We start from the raw sequence: 19,421 nt of genomic DNA on the forward strand, positions 1-19,421 counted from the left end.
GATAGTGGGTGAGCTATTTTACCATTGAATTAATTATATATGATATTACAGAAGATTATGAGCGTGTTATTAATGAGTTTCATTTACTTAATATAAAAGCTGGTAAAGAAGCTGTGGAATCTTTACTTAGAAATCTCGAATTTCAATATATAGGGAATAATGATATATGGGGGTTTCAGAATAATAATATTATCGTAATTGCAGAAATCGTAGAAAAGAAGGTACTAGTGTCAAATAAAACATGATTTCTAAAAGAAATAGAATTATGTTTTGCCTTGTAGAATAGTTCCTCAGGTGTATTATAGGCATTAAGATTAATAAATTCTTTTAAAAATACAAAAAGAGCGTCAGACCAAACTAATTTTCTTCTCAAAAATTAGTTTTTCGACGCTCTGTGGACCGTAAAAGTACGGTCCTTATTTATACAATTTTAAATTCGATTTCCTTCATTCTTCTAATTCTTATCCGTTGTTGACGCCATGATAAGTTCTTTTCCATAAGTAGATGAATCAAGTAATGCTTTAAGCATTACTTGTGCTACATCTGCGCGATTTGTTCGAGGAGCTCTAGGCATTTTATAACCAGTTGCTGCGTCACGAACAAGTGGATTTGCCATTTTCTCCCCATTAAACAATGGACCGGGGTGAACAGTTGTCCAATCTAAACCGGAATCTTTAAATTTAATTTCGCCTGCCAAATGATCTTCAAAATTCCCTTTTAAGAAGCTGCGTGTACCGAACCGGTAAGGATAGCGTGTATTATTAAATGTATTTCCAACACCTAAAGCAGACAAACTTACAATTCGTTTTACATTAGCAGCCTTCATTGCTGTAATTAAATTTGGTATCACCCATCCAAATAATTTATCATTGCGATTTGACATGGAGTTACCAAGCGCCATCAACACAGCATCAACGCCTTTCAGTGCTGTAGTCAACGATTCAATATCATCTAGATTCCCTGTGAAAACTGTTAAATTCTTTTGTGTTTGTATAGCTTCTGGACGTCTGACATATGCTCTTACCTCGTAACCTTTTTCTAAACTTTGTTTCATTAATTCTTGACCAGTTCTGCCAGTTGCACCAATTACTAATACCTTCATCACGCTTCTACTCCTTTATTCTCTTTTACCGTTCGTTTCTATTTATCAGCTTATAGTATAATTCTATGAAATTTTTTATTATAATTAAACTACAAAAAGAAACAAGGTGTTGCATTTTCATGGGAGAATATTCAAATAAAACAGCGCAAACAAAAAAAAGGATTAAACAGGCGCTTTTAGAATTACTGGATAAAGAAAGCATCAATCATATCAGTACAAGTCAAATAGCTAGAATGGCCGAGATTAATCGAGTGACGCTATATCGGCATTTTGAGGATAAGTGGGATATTTTAGAGAGTATCGAAAATGATTTTTTGACGCAATTAATTGAACCACATTCAAAGATGCGATTGAGGATACAAAATGAGAATAAATTACAAATAAATCACCCGGGAGATGAACTCATTCAATTTTTGAATGTTTTTCGTGAAAATCTTTCGGTATTAAAAGTTTTAATGAATAATCATGGGGACAGCGACTTCACAAATAAAATGCTGAAATTTTTAATAAAGTTGGAGCAGCTTTCCCATCCATATTTAGAACTCAATATCTCAATTACTGAAAAAGAACTCTTTTCCTACTATACGATTTCATCACTGATTGGAATGGTTCAATTTTGGATAAGCCACCCAAATTACACGACAGAAACAATGGCACAATTCTTCTTTAAGATGCGGTTAGGAGCAATAAAAGAACTGTCTAATAAGTAAAAAGAGTGCGATTATAAAGATATAACATAATTCTGTTTTTTAAGATACTCAATAATCAAGCGCTATTCTTGAAAAAGAATTATGCCTTGTTCAGTTAAAAGGCTAGTGGAAATCGAAGTGAAAATAATCTCATCAAGTTGGGGGTTTGAAGGAAAATCAACTGTCTTTGTCAAAGTATTATCCTAAATGTTCATTTTAAAGTAACGGATGCGTTAATAAGGAAGCAGTGATAATGGAGGTCTATGATGCGGAAAAAACAAATTAGAGCAATAGCTATTTGTGTATTTAGGAAAGGCGATTCGATACTTGTAGCTGAAGGCATTGATGTAGTAAAGGGTGATCATTTCTATCGACCAATTGGCGGAGGAATTGAATACGGGGAGACAAGTTCTGATGCATTAAAGAGAGAAATGCTTGAAGAAATCGAGGCAAAAATAAATAATTTAAATTATTTAGGTACAATTGAAAACATATTTACTTTTAACGGTGACCTTGGACACGAAGTAGTTTTTGTGTATGATGCTGAATTTGTTGATAAGTCCTTTTACGATAAGTCTTCTTTTCTTGGACAAGAAGATAATGGTGCAACCTTCAAATTGCTTTGGAAGCCAATTAGCGATTTTACAAATAATAAATTAAATTTAGTTCCGGACGGATTACTCGATTTGCTTTAGAACACAAAATAAATTAAGAACCTTCTTACTTGTACAAATTGGGCAACATTCTCTTAATATAGCTAAAATTGTGAAGAAATACATTTAAGCTATCGGATGCTTTACTTCTTACTTCAATAACATTCTACGACAATTTGGCGCAATTCTTTAATAGGAGTTGTGCTTTTTTTCATCCAATAGTACCCTGTGGTAATTGTTGGATGATTTTTATACAATAAAAAAATCTCATTTCTGTTATAGGGCCTGATTGTGAGTAGCCCTTATACTGTGTACTAGAACCAAAATATTCAATAGAGGGAATATGAATTATTTAATGAAGACTTGGAAGATGTTAACTTAAAACAGGAAAACTAACATTATAAAGATTGAACATTATCAACCATTTGTAGTAGATTAAATACTATAAGTACATTGTAAAATAATGGAGGATTTTATGAAAAAATCAATTATTGGAGTTTTATCTCTGTCACTAGCTTTATCAGTACTACCAGTATCTACTACAAATGTGGTACAAGCTGCTACAAAAGAAGTAAAATATGAAACTTGTAAGGAGCTTAATAAAGTTTATAAAAATGGGGTACGATCTTCTAAGGATGTTAAAAATGCAGTTTACAGTAAGAAAAATAAGAAAACTACTTACAAAAATACATCAGCAGCTGTAAGTGCGAATCTGTACAAATTAAATATACATTTGGATAATGATAAAGATAAAATAGCTTGTGAAAAAAATAACTAATTTATACAACAATTTGGCGCAATTCTTGAAAAGGAATTGTGCCTTCTTCAGCTAAAGGGCCAGGTTGAGTAACCCTAAAGGGAATTGGCTAGTTATGTTAGAATATTTTGAGATAATGAAAGAATTCACTTTAACGAAGCAGGATATTAAGAGAATAAGTATTATTGGGGTGATTAGATGAAATATACTTGTCCTTGCTGTGGTTATAAAACATTAGAGGAAGAACCTCCAGGAAAACACGACATATGTAGTATCTGTTTTTGGGAAGATGATGAGGTTCAGTATAATGACCCAGATTATGAGGGTGGTGCAAACATACCATCTTTAAGAAAAGCACAGAAAAATTATGTATTATTTAGGGCTTGTGAGGAAAGGTGTATTGAGTTTGTAAGAGAACTGAATGAAAATGATGTAAAAGATCTTGATTGGAAACCATTATAGGTAGTTTAACCAAAACAATAGATAGAAGGTTGATCGTTATTCAATTATAGGGCTCAATTCATGAAGAGCGTAAAGGAATGTTCTTAAACTTTGGAGCAATTTAGTAATATGGAAGTTATAAAGATGGAAATGTATAGGGGGGATATTTTGATTGCCTTAAAAGAGTTTACATCAAGTTTTTTACTTATAGTCAGTTGGCTTATATTTGCTGTAAGTGCCTATTTACTTTATTGGACAATCATTATGCCTTTACTAGCGCTCATTCCTTTTCTTATTTCTTTGAGTTCTGGTTTATTATGTTTCTATTGTTCAAGAAAACTTGACGATAAGAAAAAGAAGAAATAGTTACTCAACAATCTGGCGCTATTCTATAATACGAATCAGCGCTCGTTTTATTAAAGGGAAAGATTGGCACATATCTCACAAAGAAATATTGAATATATGTGTTAGTGTTTAAATAGGAAGTTTACGAAGCAATGTACTATTACGAACGGGGCAGTATTGTTGAATAAAGGGGGATTGAGTGTGATAAATTTCATTATTCCTGTTGTTATTGTGTTATTAGTCTCTTTCATATTTTCGTCTATTTTTAAAGGGACAGATAAAGTGGATGAAGGTTTTAAAATAAATTACTTTAAATTGTCTTATAGAAGAAAGATGATTAGAACCCTAATAACTATTCCTATAATATCTTTGGCATTCTTTGTTATTTATTTTTATACCGAAGCGAGTATAGGAGCAAACATACTTTTTGGTCTATTTTTCCTTATACTCTTTTCGGTTCAGCTAATCTATAACTTCTATATGTGGAAACAATATGAAAGATAACTAACATAACAATCTTCAACATTCAGGCGTGATTCTTCAATATGAAGATCGCTTTTTTTCGTTATATGGCCGTATTGCAGCATAATCCTTTAAATAAAATTTGGATATTTATGTTAAAATTCAGCTATGTTTATAATAGGGCTTTTAAAACAGTACAAGGGGAAAAAGAGGGATATGTCGAGAGTAAAACGTTATTGGATTCTTATGCCACCATTTTTTATAGCAGGGTTGATAACTTATAAATTTACTGGAATATTTACCTATGCATTTTTAATTATATTATTATTTCATTTGATTTATTCAATATGGAATTATTATGCGGATAAAAAGAACAAGGATAATAGTTTTGAGTAAATCTTTTATGCGAGTGCAATTATAATCGTCACAAAATCGAGTAAACAAGAAACCATTTAATAATTATTAAAAACTGTTATTCAACAATCTGGCGCAAATCTTGAAAAAGAATTGTCCTTTTAAAGTTTTATATTGTAACTTGTGAATTTGAAAATAATTCCATATAATTGTTGTTATATACAGATTCTGGGAGGTGGATATAATATCTTATTTTAATGAATTAATAATTTTGTTATCTGATGCAAATTCTCTGTGGTTTTTGTTAGAAATATTATTTGTAACATCATGTATTTCAACAATAATATTTTTCTTAAACAAAAATGAATATATTTCATTTCTCTCAGCTGCACCTATATTTTATTTATTATCGAACTTACTTTACTATAAATCTCATTTATTACTTATCATTTTAGCTATGTCTGTTCAAGCGGTAATTATTAACATTAACTTTGTTCAAAAAATTCGCGATAGAATGCAAGAGAAAAAAATGACATCCTAGAAATTCAAGAATAATAAAATGTTTTGATAAGCAAATAATCTTTGATGATTCACTACTTAAATAAAGATGTAGCTTAATCAAACAAACGGGTGCGGTTCTGTAATAAGGATTTGCCCTTTTTTCATTATAAGGCCATATTGTAAAAAGAAAAAAAGGGTATAACTTCACTTGAAAACGATCTTTCACAATTGCGCGCTTTCCTTGAATAAGGATCAGGGTCATTCTTCATGAATAGGGTCATATTAATGAATAACAATCATTAATAAGTTTCCAAACAAATTTTAGAAATATCATAATCTCATTGATAGATTAATAAATATTTGGGGAAAAATATTAAAAAATAACAATAAATAGGAGTGTACCGAATATGTGGGAGCAACATTTTATTGAAACATCAAGGGGAACGTTTGAAATTTTTAAAAGTGGGAAGGGACAACCCCTATGTGTTACTCATTTATATAGTGAATATGATTCGAGAGGTAACTTGTTTGCGAATCTGTTTACTGAATATTACACCGTCTATTTAGTGAATTTAAGAGGCTGTGGAAATTCAACGGCTGATATATCTTCATATAATTATAGTATGAAAGATAGTGTTGAGGATTTGGAAGCTATTCGAGAGGCTTTAGGATTCAACAAGTGGATTTTTGCGGGACATTCTACAGGCGGAATGCTTGCTTTAACGTATGCTATTGAGTCCCCCACTAGTCTATTACATATTATTGCAGGAGGTCTTTGTGCTTCGTCTGACTATATGAGACATTCTAATAGTATTTATTGTACGGAAAACTCAAATAATCAGCGTATTAAAGAAATTTTTGCTTTGCTTAGAAATCCAAATTCAACATTAGAAGAACGAAGAGCTGCTAATAAAGAATGGTCGTTGATGTCTTTGTGTTCTGAGGAAAGTTACGAAAAAATGATAAGTCGCCCAAATAGTGGAAAAACAGTATCGAAACGTTTGGATTATTTTTCACATGAGGAATTGCCCTCTTATGATTTACGCCCACAATTACCGGAAGTAACGTTAAAGGCTTACGTCTATGGAGGAAGACATGATGCTCAGTGTCCATACGAATTTGCTGTGGAAACGGCAGAATTAATGCCTAATGCAATATTAAAAACCTTCGACTACAGTAACCATTTTCCATTCGTTGAAGAAGAAGAAGAATTTAAAATATTTCTGAGATCAACGATTTAGTGTTTTATTAAAAAAAAGTGTATAAGTGTTGATATCCTAATTATAGGAGTTCTTATTCAACTAACGAGAGGGGCTTTGTAGAAGAACAATGCTCAACAATCTGGCGCGTTTCCTTCATAAGAAATGCGCCTTTATTTATGAAAAGATCCAGATTCTGGAATAACTATGAAGAAAAATGGATATTTATGTTAAATGATAGATAAGATTGTGAAGGAAAAAGGGGGGGATTCTGTGCATCCTATCGAATTAATCGAATTAATGATTGCAGGTGGTATTTTATTTGTTATTCTTTTAGTTTCTTTCTTTTTGAAAAGGAAATGGAGAAAAATCATTCAAGGATTAGCTATTATATATTTGGTGTCTTTCGGTATCTTTTATTTCATACGTCCATATTGGATTGATATGCAAATTGAAAAAAAAGTAGGTTATTTACAGAAGCATTTGAAAGAACAGTACCCAGAGGAAACGTGGAAATATTGGACAGTGCCTCATCGTGAGGATGGATATGAACATATGAATCCTTATCATATAGGTGTAACATTCGATACTGAACCAGAAGTGGAATATGAATACTTTGTTCGTAATAAAGAAACTATTAAACAAACAAGCTATTCAGTTCAAAACGAATTACAGAGTGACCTATTACATTTAGAAGAAAAATAACAGTTTATGAAGTTTCATTTTCTTTTATATATTTGAATATGAATCTTCATTATTTTCATAACCTTATTAATTGTGGTGTTGATTTAAGAAGTATTTTTTATACTGAATTTCTTTAACCTAAAGAGGGAGTTAGAAATCGGGAATAATTACTCTTGAAAGCAAGTGGAACTTTTTTGGCATACCCAAATATCATGTAGAAGTGATTTTTAAAAACGAACCCAATGTCGTATATCTTTATTTCGCACATGATATAAAAGGGCAATTCGAATATTATGTGATTGATGGGGAAGCGATTTCTACCGAAGATTTAAAAAATTACGAACCTACGACAAATGCATATTAAAATTTAATAAAATCATAGTTATTCCATTAAATGGCGCGATTCTTCAACAGTAAAAGAAAATATTTTAATTCCATTCTGAAGAGCATCAACTTTCACTGATGGCTTTTGAAATCTTTTGTTTTTGGAACAGGTGCAGCTAATTGCAATGCATCAAGATCTAATAAGTTTTGTACTCCAACTTTAGCTGATAAATTCAAATAAACTCTAAATTATAGTAAAAGCTAATTTATCTTTCAACAAACTTAAAATGAGGCTTTTGGAATGACCTCGCAAGTATAAAGGAGGAGAAATTGATGAAAAGAATTTCGCGTCTTTTACTTTTAAGTCTCTGTTTAATCTTCACATTAATAGCTTGTACAGACAAAGATGAAGTAACGTATTCGGCTAAGGCAAGTGACTTTGAAGGTGTCGGATTTGAACGAAACGGACAAAAAATTTGGGTTTTTGAAGAAGAATTATTTATTTATGCTGCATATAACAATCCAGAAGCAAAAAGAAAAACAAGTATCGATAAGATAATAGAATCTGAAGATGCAGTCTCAGGAAATTATTATGAGAAAAGATATAAAAATGCAAAGATTAAAACTGAAAAAGATATGTATTACATTACAGCTGAAGGGATATCATTAACTTTCCAGAAAACAGGGGAAAGAATTGTCTCTGACGAAGAAGGAATGGAATATTATACAAGTGAATATCAAAAAGAATAAATTTGGATAATAACAAATTGAGAACAGTCTATAGAGAACTTAAAATAGGTGAGGATTTTTGTCTCTGCGCCTGTTTTTATACATAAATAAGGGTTGTCCCAAAAGTCGATATTAAATAACTTTTGAGACAACCCTCTTATATAGAGGCTTTATAGGTAGCTTCTTGTAGTAGATCGAGTGCATCTTCTTTATTACGTATATCGAGATAAGCGATTTTATATAATTTATCACTCTCAATCTTGAGTAATTGTTAAATGCAAGTTTATCACTAGCAATGGCTAGCTCGACTAATTCAGTAGAATACGACATTTTGCAACCATAAAAGAGAAATAATTAAGAGACAAATTTTTTAGGGGGATATATATGTCATTTGAACAATGCCAAAGTGTTACTTCTCTAATGGCAAGATTTAATAAAACGTGGTTCATTGCTGGTGGGTGGGCAATTGACCTTTTTATAGGAAAAGAAACAAGGGAACACGAAGATTTAGAGATTGCCTTATTCCGAAAAGACCAACTAAATTTAAAAACGTATTTAACAGAATGGGAATTTAAGAAGGTGATAAAAGGCGAATTCTATAATTGGGAAAATGAATTTTTAGAGTTACCTATTCACGAAATACACGCTACTAATAAGTTGAATGGTGATACTATAGAAATTCTTTTAAATGAAACAAAAGATAATGAGTGGAAGTTCAGAAGAGATTTAAGAATTTGCTCCCCACTGAATTCAGTTTGGAGTTATTCTGAAACAGGTATCCCCTATCTAAATCCAGAAATTGTACTCTTATATAAGGCGAAGAACACAAGAGAAAAAGACCATCAAGATTTTCACATAATAAAGGATTATCTTGATAATGAGAAGAGATACTGGCTACGAAATGCCCTTGAAATGCACGAACCAGAACATAAGTGGATTCAGTTTTTATTTTAAACTAACGAGTGATTGTATATGCCTACATAAATGAATTTCTATAATCGGGCGGGCGCATCTCTTGAGAAACGGATCGTATTGAAATTAGTAGGAAGCTTGGGAATGGGAAACGATTCTTAATAAGCAATTGGGGAGGCTCAAATTGAGAAAAGTTGAAGTGACACCATATAACGAGCAATGGCTTTCAAAGTTTGAAGAAGAAACTAATATATTAAATAAGATACTTGGTTTAGAAATCATTGATATTCACCACATTGGCAGTACATCCGTAAACGGTCTAAAAGCAAAGCCTATCCTTGATATTATACCTGTGGTTAAAGACATAAATCGAATCGATCAGTTTAACAGTTCAATGATCGAAATTGGTTATAAGCCAAAAGGAGAAAACGGGATTTCTCAACGTCGATACTTCCAAAAAGGTGGAGATAATCGAACCCACCATGTCCACATTTATCAATTAGGTAATTCCGAAATTGAACGTCATCTAGCATTTCGTGATTACTTGCGAGCACATCCAGATGTCGCCAAAAAGTATGGAGATTTAAAAGAATATCTTTCGCACCGATTTCCCTACGACATTGAATCATACATCAAAGGCAAGGAACAGCTAGCCATGGAGATTGAACGAAAAGCAATGTTTTGGTATCGAAGCAAGACGTAAACTTGAGAAAAAAATTAATTGCAATACTACCTTATAATTTATTCGAAAATTGGACGCTTTCCTTGAATAAGGAGAGGGTCATTCTTCATGAATGGGACCCGATTGTGGAATAACACATAAAAAGGTAATTGGTATACAGAGAAAAGTGTGAACAAGTGCACTCAGGCTAAAGGGGCCGGATTGTTCAAAAACGCCGATAGTGAATGGTCTGTTATCAAGAAAAAAATACCCTTTCCTTATGCATAATTAGATATAATAGAATGATAAAATCAAAATTTCATTCGGAGTCTATTTCATATGCAGAAAATATCAGATATTCAACAAATGTTCACACTAATTTCAGAAAAATCCCTAAACATTATCACTTCTATTTCAGCCGATGGTGTATTTACTTAATCTCTCCCAATGTGAAGGCGTTACTTGGATATACTCCAGAAGAAGTCATCGGGAAACCCTCGTTATCTTTTAACCACCCTGACACCATTAAAAAATTTCTTGAGCATCGAAGTTCGTTGCTTATCGATCAAGATACGGTTCGATTTACCGGTCGTGTTCGCCATAAAAGTGGGGAATATCGATGGTATGAGACTACAGCACAGTATATCCGCGACAAATCTGGAGATATTATACAAACCATTGGTGTTGGGCAAGATATTACAGAACGTAAAGAAACCGAAGAGAAAATTGCCTATCTTGCCTACCACGACAGCGAAACGGATTTGCCAAACCGGCGTTTGTTTAAGGAACGTCTCAGTCTACTTTTAGAAGAATCTAAGAATGGATTTCACGGACTGATGTTACTTGATTTAAATGGTTTTAAACAAGTCAACGATACTTTTGGACACGACATTGGAGATCAACTTCTTATTGAAGCTGCAAAAAGGTTGAAATCCGCAGTTGGGGACAAGGGGTTTGTAGCTCGTTGGGGTGGTGATGAGTTCACGGTTCTTCAATCGTATATTGAAAGTCGGGCGGATGTCACTTCACTAGTTGAACGGATCAAAGATGTAATTTCGGAACCATTTATAATTGCAGGTAATACAATTTTCGTTACGGCAAGCATAGGTGTAGCTTTTTCCCAAGAACATGGGGACACGGTCGAGGAGCTCATTAAAAATGCGGACGCGGCGATGTATCATGTCAAAAATCAGGCAAAAGTTATGAAAAGTTCTCAGACCTAACAATGACTCGTGGATATTTAAAGATCCGAAATCGATAAAAAACCCCATGACGCACATTGTTAAGTAAATATTAAAATGAAAATTTGGCTGTTACTACAGGCTTTTTTATTTTAGTTTTGAGAATTTCTTATAGTTATTGCATTAAATGGCGCTAAAAAAGAACATCATACTCGAAATAGATGTTCTTCTTTTTTTAGTTTATTTTTTCTCCATCTTTATTATAGATATGAATCTTAATAGAACTGACTTTAACTAGTAGATGTGAAGATAACTGCTCTTTTAAGATCATGGTTATTGCATCTTCCATTTCTTCACTAATATTAGTACGTTGATGTTCGTTAATTAGTGTTTTAATTTCAATAAATAACTCTGGAGGAGAATCTGGCGGTGACTTTGTTACAATAATCTCTTCTACTTGATCTGGAAAAGTTTGAGATAAAGGAAGATATAGGTTTTTGGTAATGTCATTTATTAAACCAGGTTCTTGAATACCTTTTTCCTTTAATAATTGTTGAATATTACTTATTTCAGGTTTTATTGAGTAATTTTCAAATGGAGTTGACTTAATTATATTTTGAACAAGCATCTTTATTTCTTCATTTACTGAATCGTAGTATTTTTGGTTACCATAGATCTCTATGATGATTTCGTTAACGGAATAGTCAGGGTTTGAAGCTAAACTAGAAGTTCCTATATTATATTTGCCATGTAATTTCTCTTCAATATCTTTGAATAATTTAATAATTTCTTTATCTGAGGGTCGATAGATTTCTGCGTGAGGACGATTAGCGAAAGTGATAATACCACCTAATATCATTAAAAAGCACACAATGAAAATAAGATTCTTCATAATACTCCTCCTTTATGCTAATGGATAGTATGTGTAATTTTAGAAAAAATGATAATAACTTTGTATGAATGGTAAATTCAGGGATTAGCATCGAATGTTATTCTTATTCCAAAATCGGGCGCTTTCTGGTACTGCACCCCAAAAGTTAGAGTAGAAAACTAACTTTTGGGGTGATTTTTTATGACTAAATATAGTGAAGAATTTAAATTGATGGTAGTTCAAGAATATTTAAGCGGCTCTCTAGGATATCGAGCGATAGCGAAGAAGTATGGTATTGCTGATTCTCCATTAAGGAGATGGGTACGTGCTTATAAAGAGTTTGGGCGTAACGGCATATCCGTTAAGAAAACGAAGCAGTTTTATTCTGTTCAATTCAAAATAGATGTATTAAACTTTATGAAACGAACAGGTGCTTCCTATCAGGATACTGCGATTCACTTTAACTTGAATGATCCAACTTTAGTTGCCAGTTGGTATCATCGGTTTTTAAAAGAAGGGATAGAGGGCCTGCAAAAAAAATCAAAGGGGCGCCCGTCTATGTCTAAGAAACCAAAATCAACAGTGAACCAAGAAAAAATAATGTCACGTGAGGAGCAGTTAGAACGCGAAAATGAACTGCTTCGTTTAGAGGTGGCGTATTTAAAAAAGTTGAAGGCTTTTCGAGAGAATCCAAATGCCTTTCTCGAAAAGCTCAAGCAGCCATCGCCTTCGAACTTAAACAAGAAGGATTCCGATTAAAAGATGTTTTAAAACAAGTCGATATTCCAGAAGCGACGTATCATTATCATATAAAACTGATGGGACAAAAGGATCCAGACGAAGAATGGAAAGCCTTGATTTTAGAGACTTTCGAAAAACATAAAGGTCGATACGGCTACCGCCGAATTCATGCCGAATTAAGAGTGCAAGGACACATAATTAATCATAAAAAGGTACAACGAATTATGGAAAACCTAGGGTTAAAATGTGTAAAATTTGTACGTAAATCACGCTATAAATCCTACAAAGGAACGGTTGGGAAAGTCGCTAAAAACCTTTTGAATCGTAGATTCAGCACACCGTATGCCCTTCAAAAATTGGTGACTGATGTAACCGAATTTAAATGTACAGATGATGAGAAATTATATTTAAGCCCGATCATGGACTTATATAACGGTGAGATTATTGGGTTTAGTATGTCAAAACGGCCGAGCCTAGATTTTGTGTTAGATTCACTTAAGAAATCACTTCCAATCATTCAGAAGCGTGCTGAATATCGGACAACGATTCACTCCGATCAAGGGTGGCACTATCAACACAATACGTGGGTAAAAACATTAAGGCAGAACAAGATTTTCCAAAGCATGTCTCGTAAAGCAACATGCGCAGACAATGCGGCCATGGAGAACTTCTTCAGCATACTAAAACAGGAAATGTATTATGGGGAACAATTAATCTCTTACGAAGTACTGCAAAAGAAAATAGAAAAGTATATCAATTATTATAATAACGATCGCATTAAACAAAAACTGGCCGGCATGAGTCCGGTAAATTACCGAAAACATGCCAGCCAATTAACTGCATAATAAAAACTCTAACTTTAAGGGGTCACTACCTCTTTTGAATAAGGAGAGGGTCTTTCTTCATGAAAAGGGCGCGATTGCTGAGGAAGTCATGTGTGTATTTTCATTTATCGATATATTATTAATAACACTTAGAATAAATAAAAAAATACTCTATAATAAAAAAATGACAAAGTTACAAACTATTTCACTTTGAAAAAACAAAGGAGAATTGTATGCAGATCACATTATTTCTCGAAGCTAGTACTATGGAAGAAACTAAACAAATAATAAATAACTTTAAGAATTTTACTAATAGTTATGATGTAAATCTTTCTGTATCAAAAGTAGAAAAGTATTGGAAGATTGAGAATATGTATAGGACATTACTAGAAGTTGATATATTATCTAAAGCTAAGTTGAAAATGATGATGAATAGTATTGCAAGTATATGGAAGGAACTTCCTGATGAATATTTAGCTTCCAAAACAATGGATGATTGTAAAATTTATATTCCAAATCTATATATGATAATAGTTAATTTAGCTGATTAATTAATTTGCATTTCTTTATTTAACAATCGTGCGCAATTGTTGAAAAATATTCACTTTTTCATTTTCAAATAAAGAAGGTATTGATCCGAGAAGGAATAATACTTTTTTAATGAACTTGTTGTACTAACGGGGCAGATTAATGGAAAAAGCAATTAAAAATTGCCAAATTCAATTCTATTATCGAGGAATTACGCAGAATTAGAATTTCCTAATATGGTAATTCCGCATTTTCCTAAATTATATCAAGTTGTAATTTGTAAAATTTCGCTTAAAAAAGGGCAAAATACCTCCTGAAGCAACCCGTCCTAGGTGAGAACGGGTTAGCTTACTGAGATAATAAAATTAAATAGCTAAATTGTTACTTTATATTCCTTCATCTGTAGCTAGGTTGTGTCTTTCTCCACCCATAAAACTGCATGACCTCTTTTGATCATATACATCATTTCAATTCCCACCTTTCATGTTATTTAACGAACAAAATTAATATTGACGAAAATGATTTTCTATTTTTCTTCGATTCTCTTCAAAGATTTTTTTCGCATTTTCATTATGAAGTGCTTCCTCAAGAGAAATCTCACGTTTTCTAATAGTTATCGTGAGAAAAAAAATGTTAAATGTCATTTATAATCACCTCCTTAAATTACCCTGGAAAATGAAAAAAACCGTAGAGAGACTCCCCTACGGTGAAAAAAGGCACAAAAATACCGCAGGGGCACACTTCTCCCTGCGGTATGGGTATGCTTATTTAAAAAAAAACTTAAGCGATCCATTCCGATCTGGTCGAATGTGTAATTTTCATTTTTGATGAAGTTGTAACTACCTGTGAATTTAATTTAACGATAACGATCATTTCATTCGACCTCCTTAAGAATTTTTTGTTTACTTTGTAAGTATATCCACCTTTAAGTTGTTTGTAAACATTTTTTTCTAATTTTTTCTAATTGTGCCAATGACTAGAAAAATTCTTTGCAGCTTTACATTATTAGTTACCTAATTTTTCGGGGGAGCAAATAGAAAATATAGAAGAATTAAAGCAAAAAAACAAAATTCTTGAATTCAAATCCAATTACCTACAGAAAAGAATCCTCTTTAAAAAGTTAAAAAAGTGTTGTATTAATATGAACTCAATATCTTTTAGATAATGCTGATAAGAAGTAAATACCAATTTATTTATCCTTTGTTTTTTCATATAACTTTATTTTCTTATTCAGTAGATCTTTGCCCCAAACTTGCATTGCTTCTAATACAGGTATAAACTTTTGCCCGAGCTCTGTTAATGAATACTCTACTTTTGGGGGTACAACTTTATAAACTTCTCTGTGGACAAGCTCATCCTCTTCCAGCTCTCTTAATTGTCTTGTTAAGATTCCCTTAGAGATACCAGGTAACATCCTCAATAATTCATTAAACCGAATCATTTCATTTTGGCTTAAATGCCACAAAATCACAATTTTCCATCTGCCTGCAATGGCATTTTGGGTAACTGTTAATGGGCAAATTTCTTTCTGCAGTCCTTCGGAGATGGTTTCATCTTGATAATTAAAACGCGCCATCATACTTCCTCCTTTATCTTTAGGTACTATTTTTATGACTAGATTATTAAATTGTGCCTACTTACATAAATCTCTCTTTAGAAATAGTATAGGGAATAGATATAAAAATCAAAAATAACACTGCAGTGGAGGAGATTATATGAAAGTTTTAGTAACTGGAGCAAATGGAAATCTAGGCTCTCAAATTGTTGAGTCGTTACTTACCAAATTAGCCGTGGGAGAAATCATTATTGGAGTACGTGATCTCAAGTCAGAAAAAGCACTAAAGTTTAAGGAGCAAGGCTTAGAAGTACGCGTAACGGATTTTGAAAAACAAGAAACGTTACTTAATGCGTTTATAGATGTGGATCGTTTATTCATCATATCGACATTTGGTGATTTTGAAACATTGATGCATCAACATACAAATGCTGTTGAGGCGGCCAAGGCTACAGGTGTAAAATCAATTGTTTATCCAAGTGTTACACGTGCAGAAGGGAATGACTTCTACCTAGCAGGCATGCATAGGGCACGTGAAGTAGCAATTATTGAATCAGGAATTCCTTATGTGATTTTACGTAATAACTGGTATATAGAAAACGAACTCGGAACAATTCATGGCTGTATGGCAGGTGCTCCTTGGGTAACTTCTGCAGGGGAAGGGAAAATCGGTTGGGTATATCGACCAGATTTAGCTGAAGCAGCAGCAAATGTTTTAGTAGGTGAAATTTACGAAAATAAAATTTATGAACTTTCTGGTGAAAATTTAACACAACAGCAATTTGTGGATACTTTAAATGAAGTAACGGGCAAAGAGGTGTCTTTATTAGCAGTAGACGATGCTTCTTATGAAGAAATGTTAAAAGGGGTTGGCGTACCTGAAGCTTACCTTCCAATGTTAGTAGCGACTCAAAAAGGAATTCGTGAAGGCGGCTTAGAATCAAAACATAGCGATTTAAATTACTTATTAAACCGTCAAGCGACTTCATTAAAACAAGCACTGACAAATTTATTAGTTGATGCGAATTAGATGATGTACTAAATTAATAAAGTGCCAGTTTTTTTGGGACTGGCACTTATTACTTTTGTATAAAACATCTTAGACTACCTTCTTTTACTAAAGAATCACACGCTAAGAAGAAAGTTATTGTTGATGCCTATAATCAAATTTTTCATGAGGAACTTTTAAGGTATACCCATTAATTACCACTTTGTTGGTATCTATCCATTGTATGTCTGCAGTCTCTTCACGATAGTTCCAATAGATATTTTTAGTTTTGTTTCCTTTTTCATTAAATACTAATTCTCCATGAATGCCATAAGACGTTGTCGCACCACCATTAGTAACAAATGCTTTTAGCGTATATTTTCCATCAGGTGAAGTTGCTTCTGTGAGATATTCTCCTGTTGGTAATCTATTCATATCATAAAAGGCCCAATAAACTCCGTATCCAATCAATATAACAAATAGGAGACAAACGATTATTAATCCCCATAGCAATTTTTTGTACGTACTTTTTTTCACATATTCTACATTCTTTTCTTCAATTTTCAAACTACAACCTCCTTAAACATGGAAAATACCTTTCGATTGGAATTATATGGTTCCCATTAAGTAAACGGTTTTTCCATAAGAAATGTTCCAAAATTTGGTTGGGTAATGAAGAATGACTCGAACACAATGCTGATTATAACCAAAATCTCCTAAATCAGTCAGTTCTCATAAGCATTGGAGGAATAGAAAATACATTAGAAGAAGAATACAGAACTGCTGAAATATTCGCGGATATTATTAAAGAAGTAATGGGGGAGTAATTAATATGAGAGGAATCTGTTGCTAGCCATATCTAAGGCTGGTTTAGTGAATAAGTGCTCCCATTTGAGTAGCATAAACTTATTTTATATCTTAGTGTACATAAGATTATCTTCTCTCAAAAATGAAAATCCTGTCTCATCAAGGGCATTAAAAATTGATAAATAACTCTCTCCAATAGAAAAACCTAACCCGTTTAACAACATGTTTGATTCTAGCAGGATATCTTTCGTATCAAATTCTTTTTGAGTCATTTCAATAACTTCAATTCCTTCAACTCGTCTTCCAATAAACGAGAAGATATTATCTATTGCATTTTTTCGCCATTCCAGATTCAATTCTTGGTTACCGTACCAATCTATTTTTTCTTTTAAATCAATTTCATCCCAAGTAACAGTAATCTCATTATCTTTAAACGAACAAAACTCTAATTGTTTTTCACCAATTAATAAAATTACAGGACCATCAGCTCAAAACTCCCCATCAGACGCATCATGTACAGTCCAAACTTCATTCTAATAGGAGTTAATGAGTGATTTTAATGGATCTCTATGCTCCTTGAAAAATTCATTCTTATCTGTGTAGAATTTTGGATTGTAGTCTTTTATACCAAGCATTGTACACCTTTCTTAAACTACTTTAACTGACTTAATTTTATCATTACTAGTTTAGCTAAAGAAGCTGCTTCTTTAAGCTGCTTTATTGAAAGTGTTATTCCTCATATAGCCAATCAAAATCATCGTGAAGTATATATTCTTGTTCATGTAAGGAAAGTGAATAATTTGAACAAACAATGTCTAATTCTTTATAGTCACGTCCGTAATCAATCCCTAAGTAAATATGTTTCAAAGTTTTATTTTTCTTTGCTCCAGTAGGTATTCTATCAATTACCTTTGAACTGTCTAATACAGCTGAACGATAAAATTCACTCCATTCATCCCACTCAAAACTGTATGGAATGTTTGCGTAAATAACATTTTCAAACTTTAACATTCCTTTTTTAACACGATAGGTAAAACCGCCATGTCTATCTAAGCGTGATATTGGCTTTAAAATTTGAAAAGAAATGCTTCTTTCGCGATGACTAATAAGTATTTCTTCGATTACCGCATCGTATAAGTTCAAGTCATCTTTAGACCTATAATCTTCCATTAATTTCATCCCCATTTAAGTCTTTTAATCATAATTTAATATAAAATATTAATTTCATATCAACTAGAAATCCCTTATTTGTCTTTAACTACTCTACTCGGTAGGGTAACAAGAATGTCTTAATAAATCTGATAATATATACCCTGATTTTTTTGGTTTGGCCTGTCATACTCTTCTCTTAGCGAAACTTCACGATATTCCATAAAAGATATATACCTATTCAAAACTGAAAGAAGTCCTTTTACATCACCTTTTAGAATTTCATAATAAGTATTATCCCATTGTTCAACTATATCCTTATCGACTTCCTCCAGACTACTTTTTCCCGTCTCACTAAGTAATACGATATTTTTATCTTGAACTACATCAACGACTTTAATGGACAGAATACGCCAATAAGCTTCCATAATTGACTCATCCGTAATATGAAATGGGCTAATGACAATACCATCAATATAGTTGAGCTGCGGTATTATCTTTGAAAGATGTTTAAGATCCTCTAAAGAAAAAAATAAATCTCCAGAATAGTTATATCCTCCAACTAACTTTTCAAGCTCAATCGAACACTGTTTACCAAAATTCACATTTTCAACTCTTACTCCTAAACTCCCTAATACATAGTTTTGTAAAGATTTTAAAATTTTCATGGGTTCTTCATCCTTCATTAAATGTCTCTTTAGCTAAAGAAAGCACAATGCTTTTTCGAGAAATGCGCTAGTTTGTTGAAGTGTTTTATTTCATTGACCTTGGAACTTCTAGCATTTGTTCTTTCGATAATATGGAACTAGACATTTCTATAGAAGTACAATCCTGAGCCCATCGCCAAAATTAATATGGAGTAACAATTTAGCAGGAATAGGACAATTAGTAAACGTATCATTAATCCTAATTTTCTATCTCAATTCCTTTATTAATTATGAATTAGGATGACCAAATTTTCGAT

23 protein-coding genes and 1 pseudogene are annotated in these 19,421 nt (G+C 32.5%); 16 read left to right on the plus strand and 8 right to left on the minus strand.

All coding sequences use genetic code 11. From position 1 onward, the window contains the following. Positions 1 to 8: 8 nt before the first annotated feature. Positions 9 to 245, plus strand: a complete 237-nt coding sequence (locus C1N55_RS07035) for a hypothetical protein (protein WP_137728163.1) — start codon at positions 9 to 11, stop codon at positions 243 to 245. A 209-nt stretch (positions 246 to 454) separates the two neighbouring features. On the opposite strand, the gene C1N55_RS07040 is transcribed toward C1N55_RS07035, so the two are convergent. Then, entirely contained in the window at positions 455 to 1,102 is a 648-nt protein-coding gene (locus C1N55_RS07040; protein WP_137728164.1) for an NAD(P)-dependent oxidoreductase, read from the minus strand. Between the two features lie 119 nt (positions 1,103 to 1,221). On the opposite strand from C1N55_RS07040, the gene C1N55_RS07045 reads away from it, so the two are divergent. From C1N55_RS07045 to C1N55_RS07110, 10 genes are all read left to right on the plus strand, one after another. Continuing rightward, positions 1,222 to 1,812, plus strand: coding sequence for a TetR/AcrR family transcriptional regulator (locus C1N55_RS07045; protein ID WP_137728165.1), 591 nt, complete (start codon positions 1,222 to 1,224; stop codon positions 1,810 to 1,812). 245 nt (positions 1,813 to 2,057) lie between these two features. Beyond that, a complete protein-coding gene (locus C1N55_RS07050; RefSeq protein WP_137728166.1) occupies positions 2,058 to 2,486 on the plus strand; it encodes an NUDIX hydrolase in 429 nt (142 codons plus the stop codon). A 433-nt stretch (positions 2,487 to 2,919) separates the two neighbouring features. Continuing rightward, positions 2,920 to 3,222, plus strand: a complete 303-nt coding sequence (locus tag C1N55_RS07055; protein WP_137728167.1) for an excalibur calcium-binding domain-containing protein — start codon at positions 2,920 to 2,922, stop codon at positions 3,220 to 3,222. 177 nt (positions 3,223 to 3,399) lie between these two features. Further along, positions 3,400 to 3,663 carry a CPCC family cysteine-rich protein gene (locus C1N55_RS07060; protein ID WP_137728168.1) on the plus strand — a complete coding sequence of 88 codons (264 nt, stop codon included), beginning with the start codon at positions 3,400 to 3,402 and terminating at the stop codon, positions 3,661 to 3,663. Positions 3,664 to 5,711: 2,048 nt separating this feature from the next. Then, complete coding sequence (locus C1N55_RS07080; protein ID WP_137728170.1) at positions 5,712 to 6,545, plus strand: alpha/beta fold hydrolase; 834 nt, start codon at positions 5,712 to 5,714, stop codon at positions 6,543 to 6,545. Between the two features lie 231 nt (positions 6,546 to 6,776). Beyond that, positions 6,777 to 7,208 carry a hypothetical protein gene (locus C1N55_RS07085; protein ID WP_137728171.1) on the plus strand — a complete coding sequence of 144 codons (432 nt, stop codon included), beginning with the start codon at positions 6,777 to 6,779 and terminating at the stop codon, positions 7,206 to 7,208. A gap of 636 nt (positions 7,209 to 7,844) precedes the next feature. Beyond that, positions 7,845 to 8,261 carry a hypothetical protein gene (locus C1N55_RS07090; protein WP_137728172.1) on the plus strand — a complete coding sequence of 139 codons (417 nt, stop codon included), beginning with the start codon at positions 7,845 to 7,847 and terminating at the stop codon, positions 8,259 to 8,261. A gap of 363 nt (positions 8,262 to 8,624) precedes the next feature. Next, positions 8,625 to 9,194, plus strand: a complete 570-nt coding sequence (locus C1N55_RS07100; protein WP_137728173.1) for a nucleotidyltransferase domain-containing protein — start codon at positions 8,625 to 8,627, stop codon at positions 9,192 to 9,194. A gap of 142 nt (positions 9,195 to 9,336) precedes the next feature. Next, a complete protein-coding gene (locus tag C1N55_RS07105; protein ID WP_137728174.1) occupies positions 9,337 to 9,855 on the plus strand; it encodes a GrpB family protein in 519 nt (172 codons plus the stop codon). A 260-nt stretch (positions 9,856 to 10,115) separates the two neighbouring features. Further along, the gene (locus C1N55_RS07110; protein ID WP_168193814.1) at positions 10,116 to 11,036 is read left to right on the plus strand and encodes a sensor domain-containing protein; all 921 of its coding nucleotides are present in this window, start codon (positions 10,116 to 10,118) and stop codon (positions 11,034 to 11,036) included. Between the two features lie 193 nt (positions 11,037 to 11,229). Here C1N55_RS07110 and C1N55_RS07115 read toward each other — a convergent pair whose 3' ends face one another. Then, entirely contained in the window at positions 11,230 to 11,886 is a 657-nt protein-coding gene (locus C1N55_RS07115) for a hypothetical protein (protein WP_137728176.1), read from the minus strand. Positions 11,887 to 12,066: 180 nt separating this feature from the next. Here C1N55_RS07115 and C1N55_RS07120 point away from each other — a divergent pair, with 180 nt between their 5' ends. The 3 genes from C1N55_RS07120 to C1N55_RS07130 all read left to right on the plus strand — a co-directional run bounded on the left by C1N55_RS07120 (position 12,067) and on the right by C1N55_RS07130 (position 13,981). Next, a complete protein-coding gene (locus C1N55_RS07120; protein ID WP_137728177.1) occupies positions 12,067 to 12,624 on the plus strand; it encodes a helix-turn-helix domain-containing protein in 558 nt (185 codons plus the stop codon). Then, entirely contained in the window at positions 12,588 to 13,451 is an 864-nt protein-coding gene (locus C1N55_RS07125) for an IS3 family transposase (protein WP_137728178.1), read from the plus strand. Before C1N55_RS07120 ends, C1N55_RS07125 begins: the two co-directional genes overlap by 37 nt. A gap of 212 nt (positions 13,452 to 13,663) precedes the next feature. After that, positions 13,664 to 13,981 carry a hypothetical protein gene (locus C1N55_RS07130; protein WP_137728179.1) on the plus strand — a complete coding sequence of 106 codons (318 nt, stop codon included), beginning with the start codon at positions 13,664 to 13,666 and terminating at the stop codon, positions 13,979 to 13,981. A gap of 480 nt (positions 13,982 to 14,461) precedes the next feature. On the opposite strand, the gene C1N55_RS07135 is transcribed toward C1N55_RS07130, so the two are convergent. Both C1N55_RS07135 and C1N55_RS07140 read right to left on the minus strand, forming a co-directional pair. Further along, positions 14,462 to 14,602 carry a YrzI family small protein gene (locus tag C1N55_RS07135; RefSeq protein WP_137728180.1) on the minus strand — a complete coding sequence of 47 codons (141 nt, stop codon included), beginning with the start codon at positions 14,600 to 14,602 and terminating at the stop codon, positions 14,462 to 14,464. A gap of 545 nt (positions 14,603 to 15,147) precedes the next feature. Beyond that, positions 15,148 to 15,534 (minus strand): winged helix-turn-helix transcriptional regulator, encoded by a 387-nt coding sequence (locus tag C1N55_RS07140; RefSeq protein ID WP_137728181.1) that lies wholly within the window; start codon positions 15,532 to 15,534, stop codon positions 15,148 to 15,150. A gap of 139 nt (positions 15,535 to 15,673) precedes the next feature. On the opposite strand from C1N55_RS07140, the gene C1N55_RS07145 reads away from it, so the two are divergent. Continuing rightward, positions 15,674 to 16,543 carry an SDR family oxidoreductase gene (locus C1N55_RS07145; RefSeq protein WP_137728182.1) on the plus strand — a complete coding sequence of 290 codons (870 nt, stop codon included), beginning with the start codon at positions 15,674 to 15,676 and terminating at the stop codon, positions 16,541 to 16,543. Between the two features lie 114 nt (positions 16,544 to 16,657). On the opposite strand, the gene C1N55_RS07150 is transcribed toward C1N55_RS07145, so the two are convergent. Further along, positions 16,658 to 17,068: a DUF5412 domain-containing protein gene (locus tag C1N55_RS07150; protein WP_370452596.1), complete on the minus strand. Its 411-nt coding sequence runs from the start codon at positions 17,066 to 17,068 to the stop codon at positions 16,658 to 16,660. Between the two features lie 134 nt (positions 17,069 to 17,202). Between C1N55_RS07150 and C1N55_RS07155 the strand changes: the two are divergent. Further along, a pseudogene (locus C1N55_RS07155) lies at positions 17,203 to 17,328 on the plus strand (stage II sporulation protein P); the annotation flags it as partial. 84 nt (positions 17,329 to 17,412) lie between these two features. Here C1N55_RS07155 and C1N55_RS07160 read toward each other — a convergent pair. The 3 genes from C1N55_RS07160 to C1N55_RS07170 all read right to left on the minus strand — a co-directional run bounded on the left by C1N55_RS07160 (position 17,413) and on the right by C1N55_RS07170 (position 19,143). Next, complete coding sequence (locus C1N55_RS07160) at positions 17,413 to 17,664, minus strand: hypothetical protein (RefSeq protein WP_137728183.1); 252 nt, start codon at positions 17,662 to 17,664, stop codon at positions 17,413 to 17,415. 373 nt (positions 17,665 to 18,037) lie between these two features. Further along, entirely contained in the window at positions 18,038 to 18,478 is a 441-nt protein-coding gene (locus tag C1N55_RS07165; RefSeq protein ID WP_168193815.1) for a hypothetical protein, read from the minus strand. A gap of 119 nt (positions 18,479 to 18,597) precedes the next feature. Then, positions 18,598 to 19,143 carry a hypothetical protein gene (locus C1N55_RS07170; RefSeq protein ID WP_137728185.1) on the minus strand — a complete coding sequence of 182 codons (546 nt, stop codon included), beginning with the start codon at positions 19,141 to 19,143 and terminating at the stop codon, positions 18,598 to 18,600. Positions 19,144 to 19,421 lie beyond the last annotated feature (278 nt).

Source organism: Lysinibacillus sp. SGAir0095 (assembly GCF_005491425.1).
Lineage (GTDB): Bacteria > Bacillota > Bacilli > Bacillales_A > Planococcaceae > Ureibacillus.